Annotated in this window: 16 protein-coding genes; 9 read left to right on the top strand and 7 right to left on the bottom strand. The window is 39.7% G+C overall.

Annotation, left to right across the window (positions count from 1 at the left end):
- Positions 1–13: 13 nt before the first annotated feature.
- From LEPBI_RS16745 to LEPBI_RS16735, 3 genes are read right to left on the bottom strand one after another with little or no spacing between them, the layout of a single operon-like run.
- A complete protein-coding gene (locus LEPBI_RS16745) occupies positions 14–310 on the bottom strand; it encodes a TRL-like family protein (protein ID WP_420804605.1) in 297 nt (98 codons plus the stop codon).
- 38 nt (positions 311–348) lie between these two features.
- Positions 349–2,991 carry an aminopeptidase N gene (gene pepN, locus LEPBI_RS16740; RefSeq protein WP_012390335.1) on the bottom strand — a complete coding sequence of 881 codons (2,643 nt, stop codon included), beginning with the start codon at positions 2,989–2,991 and terminating at the stop codon, positions 349–351.
- Positions 2,992–3,004: 13 nt separating this feature from the next.
- A complete protein-coding gene (locus LEPBI_RS16735) occupies positions 3,005–4,429 on the bottom strand; it encodes a peptidoglycan recognition protein family protein (RefSeq protein WP_041769915.1) in 1,425 nt (474 codons plus the stop codon).
- Between LEPBI_RS16735 and LEPBI_RS16730 the strand changes: the two genes are divergently transcribed.
- The 3 genes from LEPBI_RS16730 to LEPBI_RS16720 are packed head-to-tail and all read left to right on the top strand — an operon-like array spanning position 4,371 to position 8,145.
- Positions 4,371–4,877 carry a hypothetical protein gene (locus tag LEPBI_RS16730; protein WP_012390333.1) on the top strand — a complete coding sequence of 169 codons (507 nt, stop codon included), beginning with the start codon at positions 4,371–4,373 and terminating at the stop codon, positions 4,875–4,877. The genes LEPBI_RS16735 and LEPBI_RS16730 overlap by 59 nt on opposite strands.
- An 11-nt stretch (positions 4,878–4,888) precedes the next feature.
- Positions 4,889–6,496 (top strand): FAD-dependent oxidoreductase, encoded by a 1,608-nt coding sequence (locus LEPBI_RS16725; protein WP_012390332.1) that lies wholly within the window; start codon positions 4,889–4,891, stop codon positions 6,494–6,496.
- 44 nt (positions 6,497–6,540) lie between these two features.
- On the top strand, positions 6,541–8,145 hold the full coding sequence (locus LEPBI_RS16720; RefSeq protein WP_012390331.1) for a tetratricopeptide repeat protein: 1,605 nt from the start codon (positions 6,541–6,543) through the stop codon (positions 8,143–8,145).
- 93 nt (positions 8,146–8,238) lie between these two features.
- Here the strand turns inward: LEPBI_RS16720 and LEPBI_RS16715 are convergent, their stop codons facing one another.
- Genes LEPBI_RS16715 through LEPBI_RS16700 form a run of 4 tightly spaced genes read right to left on the bottom strand, consistent with a single transcriptional unit; the run spans position 8,239 to position 10,956 of the window.
- Positions 8,239–8,955: a type I 3-dehydroquinate dehydratase gene (locus tag LEPBI_RS16715; protein ID WP_012390330.1), complete on the bottom strand. Its 717-nt coding sequence runs from the start codon at positions 8,953–8,955 to the stop codon at positions 8,239–8,241.
- Positions 8,956–8,961: 6 nt separating this feature from the next.
- The gene (locus LEPBI_RS16710; RefSeq protein WP_187148107.1) at positions 8,962–9,945 is read right to left on the bottom strand and encodes a KpsF/GutQ family sugar-phosphate isomerase; all 984 of its coding nucleotides are present in this window, start codon (positions 9,943–9,945) and stop codon (positions 8,962–8,964) included.
- Positions 9,933–10,472 carry a UpxY family transcription antiterminator gene (locus LEPBI_RS16705; RefSeq protein ID WP_012390328.1) on the bottom strand — a complete coding sequence of 180 codons (540 nt, stop codon included), beginning with the start codon at positions 10,470–10,472 and terminating at the stop codon, positions 9,933–9,935. The genes LEPBI_RS16710 and LEPBI_RS16705 overlap by 13 nt, the downstream gene beginning before the upstream one ends.
- Positions 10,459–10,956, bottom strand: a complete 498-nt coding sequence (locus tag LEPBI_RS16700; RefSeq protein ID WP_226992825.1) for an LIC_10042 family TonB-like protein — start codon at positions 10,954–10,956, stop codon at positions 10,459–10,461. The genes LEPBI_RS16705 and LEPBI_RS16700 overlap by 14 nt, the downstream gene beginning before the upstream one ends.
- Positions 10,957–11,015: 59 nt before the next feature.
- Here LEPBI_RS16700 and aroC point away from each other — a divergent pair, with 59 nt between their 5' ends.
- From aroC to LEPBI_RS16670, 6 genes are all read left to right on the top strand, one after another.
- On the top strand, positions 11,016–12,152 hold the full coding sequence (gene aroC / locus LEPBI_RS16695) for a chorismate synthase (protein ID WP_012390326.1): 1,137 nt from the start codon (positions 11,016–11,018) through the stop codon (positions 12,150–12,152).
- 13 nt (positions 12,153–12,165) lie between these two features.
- The gene (locus tag LEPBI_RS16690; RefSeq protein ID WP_012390325.1) at positions 12,166–12,906 is read left to right on the top strand and encodes a response regulator transcription factor; all 741 of its coding nucleotides are present in this window, start codon (positions 12,166–12,168) and stop codon (positions 12,904–12,906) included.
- Positions 12,907–12,960: 54 nt separating this feature from the next.
- The gene (locus LEPBI_RS16685) at positions 12,961–14,409 is read left to right on the top strand and encodes an NADH-quinone oxidoreductase subunit G (protein ID WP_012390324.1); all 1,449 of its coding nucleotides are present in this window, start codon (positions 12,961–12,963) and stop codon (positions 14,407–14,409) included.
- Complete coding sequence (locus LEPBI_RS16680; protein WP_012390323.1) at positions 14,396–14,923, top strand: NuoI/complex I 23 kDa subunit family protein; 528 nt, start codon at positions 14,396–14,398, stop codon at positions 14,921–14,923. Before LEPBI_RS16685 ends, LEPBI_RS16680 begins: the two co-directional genes overlap by 14 nt.
- A gap of 158 nt (positions 14,924–15,081) precedes the next feature.
- Positions 15,082–16,044 (top strand): hypothetical protein, encoded by a 963-nt coding sequence (locus tag LEPBI_RS16675; RefSeq protein ID WP_226992824.1) that lies wholly within the window; start codon positions 15,082–15,084, stop codon positions 16,042–16,044.
- Positions 16,045–16,115: 71 nt separating this feature from the next.
- A complete protein-coding gene (locus LEPBI_RS16670; protein ID WP_012390321.1) occupies positions 16,116–17,330 on the top strand; it encodes an acetyl-CoA C-acetyltransferase in 1,215 nt (404 codons plus the stop codon).
- Positions 17,331–17,349 lie beyond the last annotated feature (19 nt).

Here is a 17,349-nt window from a genome sequence, read left to right as displayed (position 1 = left end):
AGTAATGAATGTTTCATTCGTTACCTGAGATTTCGACGCAGAGATTTGCATACATTCCAAGAATGGCCAGAGTGGTCCAATTGGTTTCTGTTACAGTCTGGATTTTAGATCTTGATTTTAAAAATTCGAAGGACGCATCCCCAAAGGAAACCAATCCTAAGATGGAGTGGACACAAGATGTCACTCGCCTTTTGGAAGGTTCACCTGTCCCATAAACACCAATTTTTGTTTTTGTGAATAACAAACCTCTTGGACCAAAACCCGGGTTTGCACAGCTGACCGATGTTAGTTGAAAAAAAATCAGTAACAAAAATAGATTACATTTTTTTCGATCCAAAGTTAGATCCTTTATTCTAAAATTAAATCTTTGTGTTTATTTTTGATTTGGATACACCTCTTTTCCGAATCAATTTGTTTCCACAAAGTTTTTTTAACGGATGCAGGTAATTTTGGATGGTTGTTTGTGAATTTTTTTAGAATCAATAATGTTTCATCCGTACAAAAATCAGGAGCTAAACTTTTTGCAAACGCATCCAAATAGTTTTCGTCATCCGTATGTTGGAACTTGTCCAAAGCAGCAAAGTATGTATCTAAAAATTGGAGTTGGATCCCTTTTTGGTGTTCTGGAAATAAAGAATAGGAAACCACTCGTAAAGTTGAAGAAGAGTAATCACTTGCTTTCGGATTGAGTAAAATTTGGATCCATTTGTCTTTGATCTTGGGATTTGGTTCTGCCGCTTCCGCCGCCAAACTGGAATTCACACCACGGTTCGATGGATCTAATTTTTTTTCACGATCGATCATTGTTTGGATTTTGTTTCGGTCAATTGCAAGGGAACTTAACTTTACGATCATATTCCAACGTAAGTCTTGGTCCAGTTTCAAACCTGGAAAACTGAGTTTATTCTCCAAAATTTCATACAGTCTTTTCTGACTGGATTCGGTAAAACTTGAATCGATCAGTGAAAGGAACAGATACTTTTGTTCATCACTTCCGGCCTTTGCTTTCGTTAACTCAGATAAGATGAAATTTTGTAAAGAGTCTAAGTGGTTATTTCGTTTGGATTCAGGAAACCAAAATCGACTTGTGAAATAGGAAGAACCAGTATCTGATGTGAGCCTTGATAAGAGCCAACGTTTGATTTTGGTATCGGTTTCCATTGGGTAAAGTCGAATGGCAGTTTCTTTGAATTCATCAAAACTGAGATTTGCTAAGGAAACTTGTCGAAAATAGTCTGTCCATAAAATGAGTTTTCGCATAGGATCATTATCAAACTCTAAGACAAATTCTAAATTGTCTTTGTTCACAGAAGTCCAACTCCAAATGGCAAAGTCATGATCTTCTGCATTGATGAATACATAATCTGGACATGATTTTACTTGCAGGATCGCTTGGCTTGATCGGCCAGAATATACGACAGGGAATTCTTCGTATGATATTTGTTTGTTGGATCGATCAAAAAAGTAAAGACCAAGGACAGTTTTGTGATCTCGGAGTTTGTTTTCAGGGCCAGGAGCGGATTGGACAATTTTTCCATAGAGATGGTTGTCTGCACAAATCGTTGTGAGTTCAATTTGATTGGTTCCTTTGGTTTCTAACCAATCTTTCGACCATTTTTTCATAGAGAAACCACTGGCAAATTCCAGTTCCTTTAAAAAGTCTACCAGGGTGGAATTGGAGTAGGAATACTTTCTTAAATAATTTTGAACTCCTTTTTGGAAACTTTCCTCTCCGATAAAAAATACCAATTGTTTTAAGACAGAAGCACCTTTACCATATGTGATCCCATCAAACTGGGTGAACGCTTCTTCTGTATCATTTACCTTTGCTTCAACTGGATGGTTTGTGCTGAAACTATCTTCTTCATAAGCCCACTGTTTCATTTTTTCAAAAAAACTAATCCAGGTTTCTTGGAACTCTGAATTTTTAGCTTGGGCCAAACTTGCCATATAGGTTGCAAAACTTTCGTTTAACCATAGACCATTCCACCACTTCATTGTGACTAAGTTTCCAAACCACATATGAGCCATTTCGTGTAAAATCACATCCGAAAGGTTTTCTCTTTGGTTTCGTGTCATCGGTGAGCGAGAAACAAATCGTTCTGAGAATGTAACGGCCGCTACATTTTCCATCGCTCCAAAATTAAATTCAGGTACAATGATTTGATCATATTTTTGGAACGGATATGGGATTCCAAAATAGGAATTAAAAAACGCAAATCCATCTTTAGTAAACAAAAACCAATCTTTGGGATCAATGTACTTTGCTAATGATTTTCGAACAAACAATCGAAGTGGGATGGATTCGTAACTGTCTTCCCAAACTTGGTAGGGTCCTGCGTGTAAGGAAAACACATACGTAGAGATTTTTTTAGATTCAGGGAATTGGTGTAACACTTCCTCTGGATTTTCAGTTTTTGTTTCTGAAGTTGGAAGAGTGGTAGAGATCACCTTCCAGTTTTTAGGAGCCGTTACACTCAGTTGGAACGTCGCTTTTAAATCGGGTTGGTCAAAACAAGGAAACATTTTGTTCGCGTGAAAGGCTTCAAATTGGGAGTAGATATAGGTTTCTTTGTCATCGGGGTCCAAAAATTTGTGTAGGCCATTCCCCGTTTTGGCAAAAGGAGTTTCGAATCTAATGGAAAGCGAATTGTTTCCAATCATCATTCGATCTGAAGGCAACTGCACTTGTCCGTTTTTATATTCAAATTGGGTCAGTGGTTCATCATTGAAGACAATCGATTTGATTTCACCTTGGAAATAATCCAATCGTAAGTCGCGGATTCTTTTCCCAACAAATTGAATGTCCACTTTTCCCGTAAAACTATCCTTAGTTGATAATTGAATGTCTAAATTGTACTTAATGTTTTCAATTGTTTCATAGCGATATTCGGCTTCTTGTAACGTTAGGTGATAATTGGGTTTTGTCAAACGACAGTGTTGGAAAATTAATAAAAATCCAATGATGAGAATGGCAAGTGTTTGTTTCATAGTATCTCCCTAATTACGGTTGAAAATTGCGGTATAAAATGGCCCAGTCCATAGAACTTCGATTTTTCCATTCTGGTTCTGGAAAGTATTTTCCACCAATCGAATTTAAAATGAGTTCCATATATTCTTCCCCTGGATCAAAATCTTTTGCATTGAGAAAGATGGAACCACCCCATTTTTTTTTGGCTTGGGTATGGCTAAAGACTCCATTTAAATCTTCCAACTTTTCATTGGACAAAGGGATTTTGTATTTGGTTGTGAGTTCAATCACAAGGTCTTTTACCTTTTGGATTTGTTCTGGTTGTTTCAACAATTCTTCAGTGTCTTTGGCAACAATTTCGATTTGAATACAATTGTCATTGGTTCCAGTTGCGGCGGCGGCTCTGTCTTCGATCACATCTACGAGTTGGTAAGCCTTACCATTGGTATCAATCATGATTGAAGCTGTGAGGTTTCTTGCTTCTAATGTACGAAGGGATCGAAAGTAATCAGGAATCGCTGTATAATGGAGGACCACACAACTTGGTTTGATTTTTCCTCGGAAGGTGTACTTCACTCGATACTCTTCCGGTGTGAATCCTTTTTCTGTTTTTTCTAAATGTTGAAAGATCACTTTTTCTGCTTTCGTGATGCCACGACCATTTGTGGGATGAAATGAATCTTTTAATAAATCTTTGTTTTCTTTCTTTAAGACCCAACCTGTGACAAAACGATCTTTCCAATCGTCTTCTTCATAAAATTTTCCACCAATGTTAGTTAGAATTTGATTGAGTGCAAGCTCACTGCCACAAGGCGAAAAATCTACAAAACCACCAAACCTTCGTTTTGCTTGGTTATGTGTGAAAATTCCTTTTTTAGAGATGATGTCATAATTGGTTTTGGGAATGTACAATTCCTCAGCCAAGTATAAAATGGTTTTTTCTAAAACTTCTTTTTGTTTGTAGTTGTTGTAGAGAGTTTCTTGGGTTCCTTCATACACTATATGAATCGCTTCGGTATCAATCCCTGGGGCCGCCGTCCATTCCTGTGTTAAAAACTTGGGATCACCGAAGATCGTTCCATTTGCATCCACATAGAGATGGAAGAGAAATTGGTTTTGTATGGAGAGTCGAAGGAAATCAGTAAACTTACGTTTGCCTGCATTGTGAAGGATGATGGCAGTGACCAACTTTTGGTCTCTTTGTTTCGATAGTTTTTGCCACTGGTCCCCTTTTAACCCTTCCACTTGGGAAAATGGTATCAAATTGGGAATTTGGATGGTTGTGAAGTTTGGTGTTCTTCGAAAAAAACTACTACATCCTGTGAAAATAAGGAAAATGAGTGATATTATTACAAGATTCTGACACAATGGGCTCAAATCTAATCGAAGGAAATGAGACTTGGAGCCGTATACACCATTCCTACTTTCACGAAATCGTTTCTTAAAATTTTCTCTCAAATGTTTTGCCTTAACTGCAGTTTCCATACAAGGAGTGAATTGTGGTCCAGGAGTGAACACTCCCACACTCAGGGGAATTTCTCCAGAACAATACCATAGTTTTCGCAGTTTGCAAGAAGTCTTCTTGAAAGACAATCCCATTCCCAATTTTGATTTAGGTCTAGCTTTAGATAATTATGTATATGGTCATCCTTATCCAATTGAAACAGAGAGCGTCATACAACTGTTAGCAAGTGTGCCTTCCTCAATTTTAGCGGCGATGGCTCTTGATTTTTCATTCACTCCCATTGTCAAACTCCCACCTGAAGAACGTATCAAACGTTTGCTTGAATGGAAACATTCATCCCTTGGACTCAAACGTGGTGTGTATGCCATCTTAAGACAAATTTCTTTTTTCCTTCTCAGTTCTGACAAAGAGTACCAAAAATTTGTCGGTTATATCCAATAAAGGCGGACTCAATGGGAATTCCTACATTTAACGAAAAAATCATCACTCCAAAAAAACACGCAGAAACCATCAAAACCCAACAAATCCAAAATGGAAAATGGGAACTCACAGCAGATGTTGTGATCATTGGATCTGGCGCAGGTGGAGCAGTCGCGGCGAGAGAACTTGCAAAAAACGGATGGAAGGTAGTCCTCATCGAAGAGGGAAGTTATTTCACACCGGCACAATTCAATTCAGACGAATTTTTATCACAAGCTAGACTTTACCGCGATGCAGGTTTTATTGTCACCGAAGAACAAACGTTATCGATACTACAAGGAAAGTCGATCGGTGGCTCCACAACTGTCAATTGGCAAACTTCTTTGTACCCTCCCGATTACGTAACCAACGAATGGAATGAACGATTCGGTTGGCAAGGTTATTCAAGAGAAGAAATGGATCCTTTTGTTTCAGAAGTACATGAACGATTAGGTGTCCATGAAGTTCCGGATAACTTAATCAATGCGAACAATAATGTCTTACGAGTGGGCGGAAAAAAACTGGGACTCACACCTCTCGTCCTTCGTAATAATAACAGAGGTTGTATTGGACTTGGACGATGTGGACTCGGTTGTCCTATCAATGCGAAACAATCCACATTTCTCACTTGGATCCCTGATGCGATTGAAGCAGGTGCCACTGTGGTTTCCAATATGCGTGCCGTCAAAATTCGTGATGGCAAAATCAAAACCGTTGTGGCTGAGTTTACACCCGATGCGTATGAAAAAGCTCCCTCTGAAATCATTGAAACCATGGAGATCAAAGCGCCAGTTGTGATCGTGAGTGCTGGTGCCATTGAAGGCCCTGCTCTTTTGCAAAGGAGTGGGATTGGCAATGGTTGGGTCGGAAGGAATTTAAAAGTCCATCCAACTTCCACGATTTTTGGAAAATTTGATTCCGAAATCAAAATGTTCCAAGGCCCACCACAATCCATCGTGATCAAAGATGGTCACAACCAAAATGGAACCGGTTATGGGTATTGGTTAGAAGCGGCTCCATACAGACCTACACTTGCGTCTTCCCTTGTTCCGTTTTACGGCAAACAGCAGTTTGACGTAATGAAAGATTTTACCAAGTACAATGCAGGCATTGTACTTGTTCGTGATGGAGCGGATGGAGAAGCGAATGCAAGTGTGAAGTATAGTTTAGGCCGTAGAAAGGTGTATTTTGAACTCACACCAACTGATGGATTGAATATGCTCAAAGGTTTAAAGTCTCTCGCAGAGGTAACAGTTGCCGCTGGAGCCAAAGAATTGATTTTTCCTTTTACCAGATTCACTGAACCATACAAAGTCACAGGAAACGATAACTTTGATTGGATCTTAAAAGAAAGCACAAGACCTGGCGACTTAACCGTTGGATCAGCTCACCCGCATGGTTCTATCCAATCAGCAAATGATCCAGAGAAGGGTGCCGTTGATTTAAATTTGGAAATTTATGGTCATAAAAACATATTTGTCATGGATGCCTCAGTTTACCCTACAGGACTTTCGGTGAACCCACAAATAACGACAATGAGTATAGTTCTCAGAGCTTCACGTAATTTGGCTTCGCAAAAAGAAGAAAGAACGAAGGTCTAACTTTTTTCCAAAAATCCCTTTCATTCCCATGGGTTCCAACTAGTTTGGAATCCGTGCGGAAATATCTTTCCTTATTATTCATTATTGTCATCTTTCAAACTACAGTCTTCGCCATTGACAGCGATGCGATGAAAGAAGGTAAAAAGGCTTTCTCCAGAAAAGCATATGGCGAAGCCATTAAAAAGTTTACCAAACACGCCGACTCACACCCGCAAGACGGTGAAGCCTATATGTATTTGGGATATATTTACGAATACAAAAAGGATTATCCGAAATCGATTCAAAATTTCAGAAGAGCCGCCGATTTGGACTTGGACAAAGACCAAAGAAAAACTGTACTTTTGAAATTAGCTTTATTTTTTAATTACCACCAAGATTGGAATTTATCAGCTACATACTCTGCGCGTTATTTGAAGTATGATCCGAAAAACGAAGAAGTACAAAAAATTTATAACAGAGCTGTAGGGAATAAAGGCAATCCATCTTCCACAGCAAATACCTATACACAACCCACAAAAGTGGAACCAAAACACGATTCCAAACCAACTGACCCAAAACAATCGGATTCAAAAAAAGATCCAATCAAAAAAGTGGATGAACCAATCGAAGATAAGGAAACCACAAAACCAAGTGAGTCTTATGAACAGATTTTGGCAAACCAACCCAATTTGGAAGATGTTCGTTGGGACTATGTGCTCGCACTTTTTGATGAAAAAAAATACGATAAAGCAGAATCCAATTTAAACATACTGATCGAAAAAAATCCAACTAGATCTCGTTACCATTATAAAATGGGTATCATAAAACTACGATTAGATGATCCTAAGTCAGCGATTGAGTCTTTCGAAAGGGCAAAAAAGAATCCATTTTCAAAAGATACCAATGTGTTTTTGTATTATGTATACTTAAATGAAGGGATTGCTTACCAAAAACTTTCAGAAATTGAGAAAGCAGAAACGTCCTTTTTAGATGCCTTCAAACAAGTTCCTAAGGACACACCTCTCCTTGCCCTTGCTAGATTGTACGAACAAAAATCAGATTGGGAAAAATGCATCCAATCATCTGATAAAGCACTTTCAATCAATCCAAACCAAGTGGAGTCTCATATGTTCCGTTTCGTTTGTATGTTTGAAGCGGGTACCAGAACCAAAAAATTCGAATCTAGTTTTGCCAAGTATTCTGAATTCGTTAAAACAAAATTCCCTGACCCCACTCAAACTCCCGAAAAGTTCCAAGTTGGGTTTTTAAAATTAGCACGTAAGTACACGGAAAACAATGCGTTTGATACGGCCGAGATATACTTTACCGTATTGGAAAAAGACCAAACCATTTCCACTGGACGTGAGTATCTTTTTTACCGAGGGAGAAATTATTTCTACAGTGGAAAAATTGATTCTGCCATCCCTTATTTTCAAAAAACAACAGGTTCTTCTGCGGCTCATTACCTACTAGCGCGTTGTTATGCGAAAAAAAATGATCTCACAAAAACAAAAGAAGAGTTCCAATTGGCGGCTGATTTAAAACCGGAATATTGGACTTCATCTAGTTTAGAAAAAGACTTCAAAGAGGTATGGAAAGACAATTCTTTCCAGGAATTTTTACGAACAAAAGCAGGAAAAGTTCCTGCAACCAATCCCTCCAATCCTTAAGAGAATCCTGTTCCTTCAAATGAAAGCCACTGAAACAAATCAAATTCCAAGGGAAGGATGGGATGTTTCAGTAATCAATCCAAATTTGTAAGTTTAGTCTTCTTTCGATTCCTTACTCGACTGCGGGCTTTTGAATAAATCAGCACGTAATTTTTTAAAGGTATCGACAGAGATTTGGCCTGGAGCCTTTGGTTCGCCTAATGTCATATAGGTGAAAGAGGAATTGAATTTGTCTCCAAAAACTCGTGAAATGATTCCAAGTTCCCCCATACAAATTCCAATCATCGTGTGGGTTTTGGAGAGTAGTTTGATATCGTTTAAAAAATCCGCAGTTTCTTCGATGTTTTCAGGTGTGATCGCAAATTTATAAATTGGATTTTTCTTTTTCACAGGTTTCGATTTGGCAATGAATTGGTTCATTTCATTTGCCAAAATGGATTTTTTAAAAGAATGATAGGAATAGATGATTCTATAATTCAAAGTCTCGTAATTGCGAAAGATTGTATCTTCTCGGTTCAATTCGATATCTAAGTAATTGGCATTATCATTAAAATCTTTGATGATGCCTTCTACATCTTCGGGAAAAAGTTTTACATACGAACGAACACTACTATCTTCTGCACGTCGATACGTGAAAAGAACAGGTAGTCCGAGTGCTTTGATCTTTTTTTTCATCTCTTTTTGGATATAGTTTCTAGAAAATAAATCCAAACGAACTTCGATCACATCTACTTCTTTCACATCTTTTTTTTGCAAGTGACGAAGTTCATCTTCACCAACAGAAGCAACAATTTTGTATGAATCTGGCATATCAGCTTATAATCCTTTTTGTAATAAATCGTGTAATGAAATCATCCCAACAAAAATCCCATTTTCATCAACGACTGGTGCGACAGAAATGGGGCGCTCTCTGCCTTCCATATTGATGAGAACATCGTAAGCTTTTTCATTTGGTAAATAATGATTGGGATTTGGGTTCATCATTTCTTTTGCAGTCACACTTGGAGATAATGTGTGTTTTGTGAGGTACTTTCTAATATCGAAATCAGTGATGAGACCAACGAGTTTAAAATTTTCATCGACAACACCTGTGGCACCAATTCCTTTTTCAGTGATTTCTTTTAAGATCACTTCCAGGTTCGCGTTTACAGGAATGGATGCATTCCGTTCTCCTTTTCGCATGACATCAGATAAGTACAATGAAAGCCTTTTACCCAAACGGCCCGCTGGATGGTATAATGCAAAGTCATCTGCTTTGAATTCTTTTAATTCCATAAGGGCAACCGCAATCGCATCTCCTAAAACAAGGGCAATTGTCGTACTCGAAGTGGGCGCCAAGTCTAAGGGACAGGCTTCTTTTAATACTGGTGTGATGATGACCACATCGGAAAGTTCAGCTAACTTTGATTTTGAGTTTGCAGTGATCCCAACAATTTTTGCCCCAATTTTGCGAAGAGTGGGTAAGATATAATTGAGTTCTTCAGATTCACCACTTTTTCCAATGGCAAGGACAACATCGTCTGGACCAACAATTCCAGAATCTCCGTGAGACGCGTCAGTTGGGTGTAAAAAATACGCTGATGTTCCTGTGGAGGAAAGAGTATGTGAGATTTTTTTTGCGATGTCACCAGATTTACCGACTCCTGTGACAATCACCTTTCCTTTCGAATTTAAAATCAAATCGATGCAGTTTTTGACAGAAGGGTCTAAATTTTCTCTAAAATAGACAAGGGAAGAGATTTCGTCGTCTAATGCTTGCTTGATTATACCTAAAGTATCTTTTTCTTTCATTGGATTAATTCCTCCCAAGCCATATGGTCCATATTGATTTCATACGAAAAAATTGTTTCCACTCCTGGAATTCGACAAACAACAAGGGTTTTGTTTTTTACCTTGATGATTTCCATGGTTTTACCAACAAAAGATCCATCAATGATTCTAACCAATTTACCTTTTTGTAATAACAATTCTGGGTTCATTTTTAAAGACTCCGCATACTCTTGTAGGCCTTTTTCCAAAACATCCAAATCGTTTTGTTCCACGATAGCAGGTTGCCCTTTATGGAAAACGAATTGAACGGAACCTGGCAATTGAAGGACTTTATTTTTATCTCTCCAAAACACAATCCGCACAAAAATATAAGAGGGTAGTACAGGAACATGGATCCATTTGAAACGATCTGTCCATTTTTTCCTTTCTTTCCGTATTGGTAAGTAGTTTTCGATATGATACTTACGGAGAAGTTCACTGAGTTTTTTTTCGGCTCGGGGTTTCGTGTAAACGATATACCAAGCACTTTCTTCAGAATGTGGATTAGTCTCGGACATCTAAACGGAACCTAATGGGTAAAACAAATTCTTTGCCTTTGGTGTATTGGAACTTCCATTCCGAAAGTTGGCGTCGCACCTGTTGATCAAAAACCGCATACCTACATGCGGTGACCACTGCAATTTTTTCCAAGGAACCATCTTCTTTCACAGAAAGTTGGTACACACAATGGTCTTCCAGTTTTTGTTCCAAAGCCAAACTGGGATAACTCAGACAATTTTGGAATTCCGAGATTTCGTCCTCGGTCGTTTTGGTTCCCCTGTCTGCGGATTGGGTAGGGGAAACGGATTCCTTTGATTCACCCAATCCTGTGGAAATATGCAATTGGATTACGGAAAAACTTCCACCTTCTTTGAGTTTGATGTGAGTAGAATCTATGTCACTTAAGCTGTCCTTTGCCAGATACGACAAAAGGACCAAAAAATGGAGTCCCATGCTAAGGGCAATTGCCTTATATTTGGGTCCATTGAAGATTGAGTGCATTCCAAGTTCATGAAAAACTTTATTGGAGAGAATGCAATCTCCATTTTCATTGTCCGTATATGCCATCAAGTTGGGGAAAAATTTTTCGAGTATCGACCTTTGGAGAGTCTCACGGAACATCCGTCGGAGTGGTTGTGGATGGAGTGCCTGCGGGCCTTCCGTTTCCAGAAGAAGAAATCCAAAAAGATCTAACACGCCGTAGACCAGGTCAAAATGACCTCACCACACCGAGAGATGAAAAGGACCGTATGGTCGTTGAGTCTGGAGTGTTTGAAGGCAAAACCACTGGGAGTCCCATCCTCATGAAGGTGAACAACCAAAATACGATTGGAAGTGATTATGACGAGATGGCACATGTCTTCCGTCCTTCCCATGCAGATTATACCTACTCTGAAAAATATGGCCATAGAGCCCATGTGGGTGGAGGTCGCTCTTCTGTTCGCGAAACCATTGGTCGGGTTGCCGCAGCGGGACTGGCTCGTGTCATCTTAGAAAATGAATTGGGAATTTCTACGGTTGGTTTTGTGGATTCAATTGGTCCTATCGACTCTAATATTACGGAAGATGAATATCCCATCTCACGAGATTTGGTAGACCAATTTCCCACACGTTGTCCAAAAGCATCAGCGAACGAAGAAATGGAAACACTCATTCGTAAACTCCGTGATGAAGGAGATTCTGTTGGTGGAGTGGTGAAGGTGGTTGTGAGAAACCTTCCTCCAGGTCTTGGTGATCCCGTTTACGATAAGTTAGATGCTGATTTGGCAAAAGCAATTCTTTCCATTTCTGCCTGTAAGGGTTTTGAAGTAGGATCTGGTTTTTCTGGTACTCGCCAAACAGGCAGTACACACAATGATGAATTTTACATAGAAGAAGGCACTGGCAAAGTGAAAACACGGACCAATCGTTCTGGTGGAATCCAAGGTGGAATCTCCAATGGAATGGATCTTGTGATTCGTGCTGCTTTCAAACCAACATCCACTATCAAAAAAGAACAAAAAACAATCAACGATCAAAACAAGGAAACCATTCTGAAAGCAAAAGGTCGTCACGACCCATGTGTACTTCCGAGAGCGGTGCCCATTGTGGAAGCAGTTGTCAATTTAGTGTTAGTCGATGCGTATTTATACCAAAGAGCCTTACAACCAAAATGGTTCATGAAGTATGCAAATTTAAATGCAATTCCAAACCAATAAGGACCGATAACCGATGAACCGTCCCAAAGTATATAAAATTTTACTCCTTGAAGACGATGAAAGTAGCGCAAAACTTTTATTACACACTTTGGAACGTTACAATTTTGATGTTACCCATGTGGTGGATGGGATGTCTGGCCTTACAAAAGTACGTAACAATAGTTATGATTTGGTCATCAGTGATGTGAATATGCCGTATTTGGATGGAATTAGTTTTCTTGAAAAAGGCAAAGACATGTTGAAGTTAACACCTGTGATCATGTTGACTGCCGTCGGAGAAAAAGACCAAGTGAAACGTGCGGCCGTAAACAATGTCACTGCGTATTTGTTAAAGCCGATCGCAAACCAAGCCCTTCTCGAAAAAATCGCGCAAGTATTACAACTCAAACCAGAGAACATCATCGACAAAAAAGAATTTCCTTTGGTTGTCAATGTCACAGAGCTTTCCATCTCCCAGATGCAATTGGACATCAAAGGGTGCCCTGGGAAAAAATCAGCCGAAGAAATCTACGATCGCTTTATGTTGACGCTTGCGGGGAGAGCTTCGTTTACCAATTTGAGAATGAATCTCGATAACGCTTTTTTTTATGAAGTTCGTGCCTTACAAATTTTAGATGATCTGATCGCAAAAATTCTAAAACAGACCAATATCCGAGCCAGTTCCCTATTTGTGGATTCGGAATTTTTCTCCAATCATGTAGTAGACTTACAGCCATACACGTATCTTTCCGAAGTAAATATAATTTCCAAATGAAGGTTTGACAAAATCAAAAGACCTAAGTCTAATCAAACCTAGGGGGTCTGTTCTTTGGTTAAGATAAAGATAGACGGAGTCGAATACGAAGTCGACGAAAAGAAAAACCTCATTGATGCAACAAAAGAAGTAGGAGTTGAAATTCCTTACTTCTGTTACCACCCAGCTCTGAGCATTGTCGGAATGTGCCGTATGTGTCTCATTGAAATTGAAGGGGTGCCTAGGTTACAAGCTGCTTGTAATACTCCTGTAAAAGAGGGAATGGGTATCATCACAAAATCCGATCGTGTGAAAGAAGCACGAGCTGGTACCATGGAATTCCTTCTCGCCAATCACCCGTTAGACTGTCCAGTTTGTGATAAGGCTGGGGAATGTCGTTTGCAAGACAATGCCTTTGGATCAGGAACAGGACATTCTCGATTTGAGTTTGAAAAACGAAATATCCCTCAAGAAGAAATTGGAACTAATCTCATCATCAATCACAATCGATGTATCGTTTGTTATCGATGTGTTAGGTTCGAAGAGGAAAAAGTAGGGGAATCAAATCTCGGTCTCTTTGAAAGAGGAAATCATTCCATCATCGGACTTGCCAAGTCAGAACCCATAGATCATAATTACCAAGGTGCCTTAGCAGACATTTGCCCTGTGGGTGCCCTTCTCAATAACAAAACATTGTTTAAATCACGTGTTTGGTGGTATAAGTCTCATAAATCGGTATGTCATGGATGTTCCACAGGTTGTAATGTAACAACTAATGTTCGAGACAATAAAATGTATCGATATATGGTTCGGGAAAATTTTGATCAAGGGATGTTTTTCCTTTGTGACAAAGGTCGATTTGATTTGGATTGGATGAATGATAATCGTCTATTCAGTTATTTGGAAAGTGGAAAACCATCCACTTCGCAAGTGGTAATTTCCAAAATCATTGATCGCTTAAAAGATGCAAAATCAATCGCCGTTCTTGGTGGCGCTCACGAATCCAACGAAACCTTAGAAGCACTCAAACAAAATCTGCAAACACTCTCCCGTGAATTAAGTGGGAAATCCATCCAGTGGGAAACACGAGTGACAGATGCCCAAAACAAAGAAACAGAACAGGTTGATTTTTTACTCACAAAAGATTACCATCCGAATACCAAAGGGGCAGTGGACTTAGGTCTTACGACACCATCTGGAATTTCTGGAATTGTCTCCGCAGTGAAACAAGGGTCGATTGATCTAGTGATCCTTTTGAAAGAATCCATTCCAGAAGGGATCGATCCAACGCAAGTGATTAGTTTGGATACCAATTTGACTGATGCAGCAAAGAACGCGAGTTTGGCGGCACCGATTCAGATTTTCTGTGAAGCCGAAGGAAGTTTTACCAATAAAAATGGCCTAAAACAAACGTTTGAAAAGTCAATGAATCCCATCCAAGGATTACAAACTTCCGCAGGTGTTGTGGAACTCATTGTGAAAACCATGACAAAAAAAATGGAGGCATCCGTTGGGAACCGTTAATGTCGTCAACGTAGCCAAAAAACACCAGTTTTCTTGGTATGAAAAATTTTACTTTTGGTCCATTGGCAAAGGCCTTTGGATCACCCTCAAACATTTTGTGAAGGTTGCGTTCTTTAACAAACAAGTCACAATTGAATACCCTGATAAAAAAAGACAATACTCAACTCGCTTTCGTGGAATGCACTCTATGAAACGAGATGAACAAGGTCGTGAGAGGTGTACGGCATGTTTTTGTTGTATGTGGATTTGTCCTGCCAATGCGATTCATATCGAAGCGGCAGAAGTCACTGCTGAACGCCAACACCTTCACCCCGAAGACAAATATGCCAAAAAATTTGAAATCAATTTACTTCGCTGCATCTTCTGTGGGTTATGCGAAGAAGCATGTCCCAAAGGAGCTATTTATTTGGATGGAACCGGAGAGATGGCAGCTGACAACAGGGAAGATTTGTTTTTGACCAAAGAAAGAATGATGGAAAAAACAGGTGGTCCCATCCTCGGCCAAAGGAATTAAGATTCTAACTTACCTTCGAAACATAGACCCGGAATCGTATTTTCAAAATGCATCCGGGTTTCTTACCTAACCATTTCATTCCAGTATTTGTGTTTTTCAAATTTTTCTCATCTACATCGAACCGAGTCAGTTTTTTTTTAATCCTGTGTCACTTCGGCATGGGTTTTGGACTAGTCTCTCCATTGTTTGCCGAAACCACCATCATTGAAAATGAAGAGGATGAAAAACGAGTTTTAGAAAACCATGCGTTTGAAAAATTAAGGTTTGGATTAGCCAATCACATCCATTACTACAAAGTCAAAAAAACAAAAAATACGGTCGTAGAACAAAGGTCAGGTCGCAAACGTTTGTATGACCATAATTTGATATTACGTTCCATGTTTCGGAATCGAATTTTACACCACCAGTATGGTTCCATTGGACGTTTGTTAGTTGGTGCAAGTTTTATTGATTTTGGAAGTGCCATTCTTTATGAAGAAGGAGCTGTGACCGTCAGAGATTTGTATGAAGACCAGTTCCTCGCGAAATACATCAAAAAAATTGTCGCAACCGACATCAATGACCCTGAATACGATCATACCCGTTATATCGAAATCCATCTGACGGAACGCGATCCGTTTCCGTTTGCCTTTAACGAAATTCCCTATCGATTGGATGACCCATCCTACATTCGCATTTTGACAAAACTTTATACTCCCAATGAATTCTCGCCCGTAATCTTTCGGAGCACCAATTCTGGACCCGATTTGTTTTACACTGTGGAAGAAATGAAGGAACACTTTCGATCCGTTTTGGATGCCAACCCTCACAGGACCATTTTGTATTTTTTCAACCGTTACATTTTCTTTCGAACACCCTGTGAATCCAAGTTCCAACTGATTGGAACCATCGATGAAAAGGTGGGGGTGAACCATAGTTTCAGTGCCTGGCGGTATGTGGATTGGAACAAACGGGAATTTTCAGAGGCGATTGACCCCAATTTTCGATACATTCGGATCGCAGAGGAACGAAATGAAAGTAGGGCAGACAGGCTCGATGCGATGATTTTGGGCTATTCTTGCCAAATCCAAGCGAAAATGAAGTACTACCGTCACAAATTCACAAAAACTATGACGAAATGATGATTTTTTTACTTTTCTTGTGAGGCGAACTCTGTACGTTTTTCCTAGAACACCCAGAGAGAGGTAAACCCATGGGGAATTCCTATATTATTGATGCTGTCCGAACTCCGAGAGGAAAGGGCAAAAAACGCGGGACACTTGCATCCGTCCACCCACAAGAATTAGCTGCTGCCACATTAAAAGCCATCCAATCCCGTACAGGAATCGATCCAAAAACGGTAGAAGAAGTTGTAATGGGTTGTGTATCCCAAGTCGCTGACCAAGCTGCATGTATCGCACGTTATGCGGTTATGGCGGCACATTGGCCAAAAGATGTTCCTGGTTATACAGTAAACCGTTTTTGCGGATCTGGATTACAAGCACTGAACAACGTAGCAAACCATGTTGCGTCTGGAGCGATGGAACTTGGAGTTGGTGGTGGAGTGGAATCCATGAGCCGAGTGAAAATGGGTGATGATATGATCGGTCGTGATTTTAACGTAGGTAACGATAAAATTGCTGCTCATTACAACCTAGTTCCACAAGGAATCTCTGCTGACTTAATTGCAACGAAGTATGATATTTCTCGTGAAGAAGCAGATCGTTTTGCAGAATCTTCACAACAAAAAGCTCATGCTGCCATTCAAAACGGATACTTCAAAAAATCTGTGATCCCAATCACTTTGGATGATGGAACTGTTGTGACAGAGGAAGAGAACCCACGATTGGAATCTGATTATGCATTCCTTTCAAGCCTTGGTCCTGTTTTCAAAACGATTGGTGAAAAAGAACTCGATGCCATTGCACTTCGTTCTTACCCAGAAGTGAAAAAAATCAACCACATCCATACACTTGGAAACTCATCCGGTATCGTGGATGGTGCTGCGGCGATTTTAGTAACGAACGATGATGGTTTGAAAAAATATGGTTTAAAACCTCGTGCAAAAATCCTTGCAACGGTAGCGACTGGTGAAGACCCAACCATCATGTTAACTGGACCTGTTTCTGCTTCACAAAAAGCTTTGAAACAAGCAGGCCTCAGTGTAAAAGACATCGACCTTTGGGAAATCAACGAAGCTTTCGCATCTGTTGTGTTATACGTAAAGAAAACACTCGGAATCGATGAATCCAAAATCAATGTGAACGGTGGAGCGATTGCTCTTGGTCACCCACTCGGAGCAACAGGTGCTATCCTCACTGGAACGGTGCTTGACGAGTTGGAACGAAGAGACCTTCGTTACGGCCTTATCACTCTTTGTATTGGTGGTGGTATGGGGATTGCAACAATCATCGAACGATTGAAGTAAAACCAATTTCTCTTTCAAA

The sequence above is a fragment of the Leptospira biflexa serovar Patoc strain 'Patoc 1 (Paris)' genome (assembly GCF_000017685.1).
Taxonomy (GTDB): Bacteria; Spirochaetota; Leptospiria; order Leptospirales; family Leptospiraceae; genus Leptospira_A; species Leptospira_A biflexa.
Note: the sequence above shows the minus strand (reverse complement) of the source record. Positions and strands in the feature narration are given on the sequence as shown.

Coding starts and splice junctions, on each gene's coding strand:
- LEPBI_RS16725 (WP_012390332.1), top strand. CDS start 4,889: ATGGGAATTCCTACATTTAACGAAAAAATCATCACTCCAAAAAAACAC.
- aroC (WP_012390326.1), top strand. CDS start 11,016: ATGCCATCAAGTTGGGGAAAAATTTTTCGAGTATCGACCTTTGGAGAG.
- LEPBI_RS16690 (WP_012390325.1), top strand. CDS start 12,166: ATGAACCGTCCCAAAGTATATAAAATTTTACTCCTTGAAGACGATGAA.
- LEPBI_RS16675 (WP_226992824.1), top strand. CDS start 15,082: ATGGGTTTTGGACTAGTCTCTCCATTGTTTGCCGAAACCACCATCATT.
- LEPBI_RS16700 (WP_226992825.1), bottom strand. CDS start 10,956: ATGCACTCAATCTTCAATGGACCCAAATATAAGGCAATTGCCCTTAGC.
- pepN (WP_012390335.1), bottom strand. CDS start 2,991: ATGAAACAAACACTTGCCATTCTCATCATTGGATTTTTATTAATTTTC.
- LEPBI_RS16715 (WP_012390330.1), bottom strand. CDS start 8,955: ATGCCAGATTCATACAAAATTGTTGCTTCTGTTGGTGAAGATGAACTT.
- LEPBI_RS16705 (WP_012390328.1), bottom strand. CDS start 10,472: ATGTCCGAGACTAATCCACATTCTGAAGAAAGTGCTTGGTATATCGTT.
- LEPBI_RS16670 (WP_012390321.1), top strand. CDS start 16,116: ATGGGGAATTCCTATATTATTGATGCTGTCCGAACTCCGAGAGGAAAG.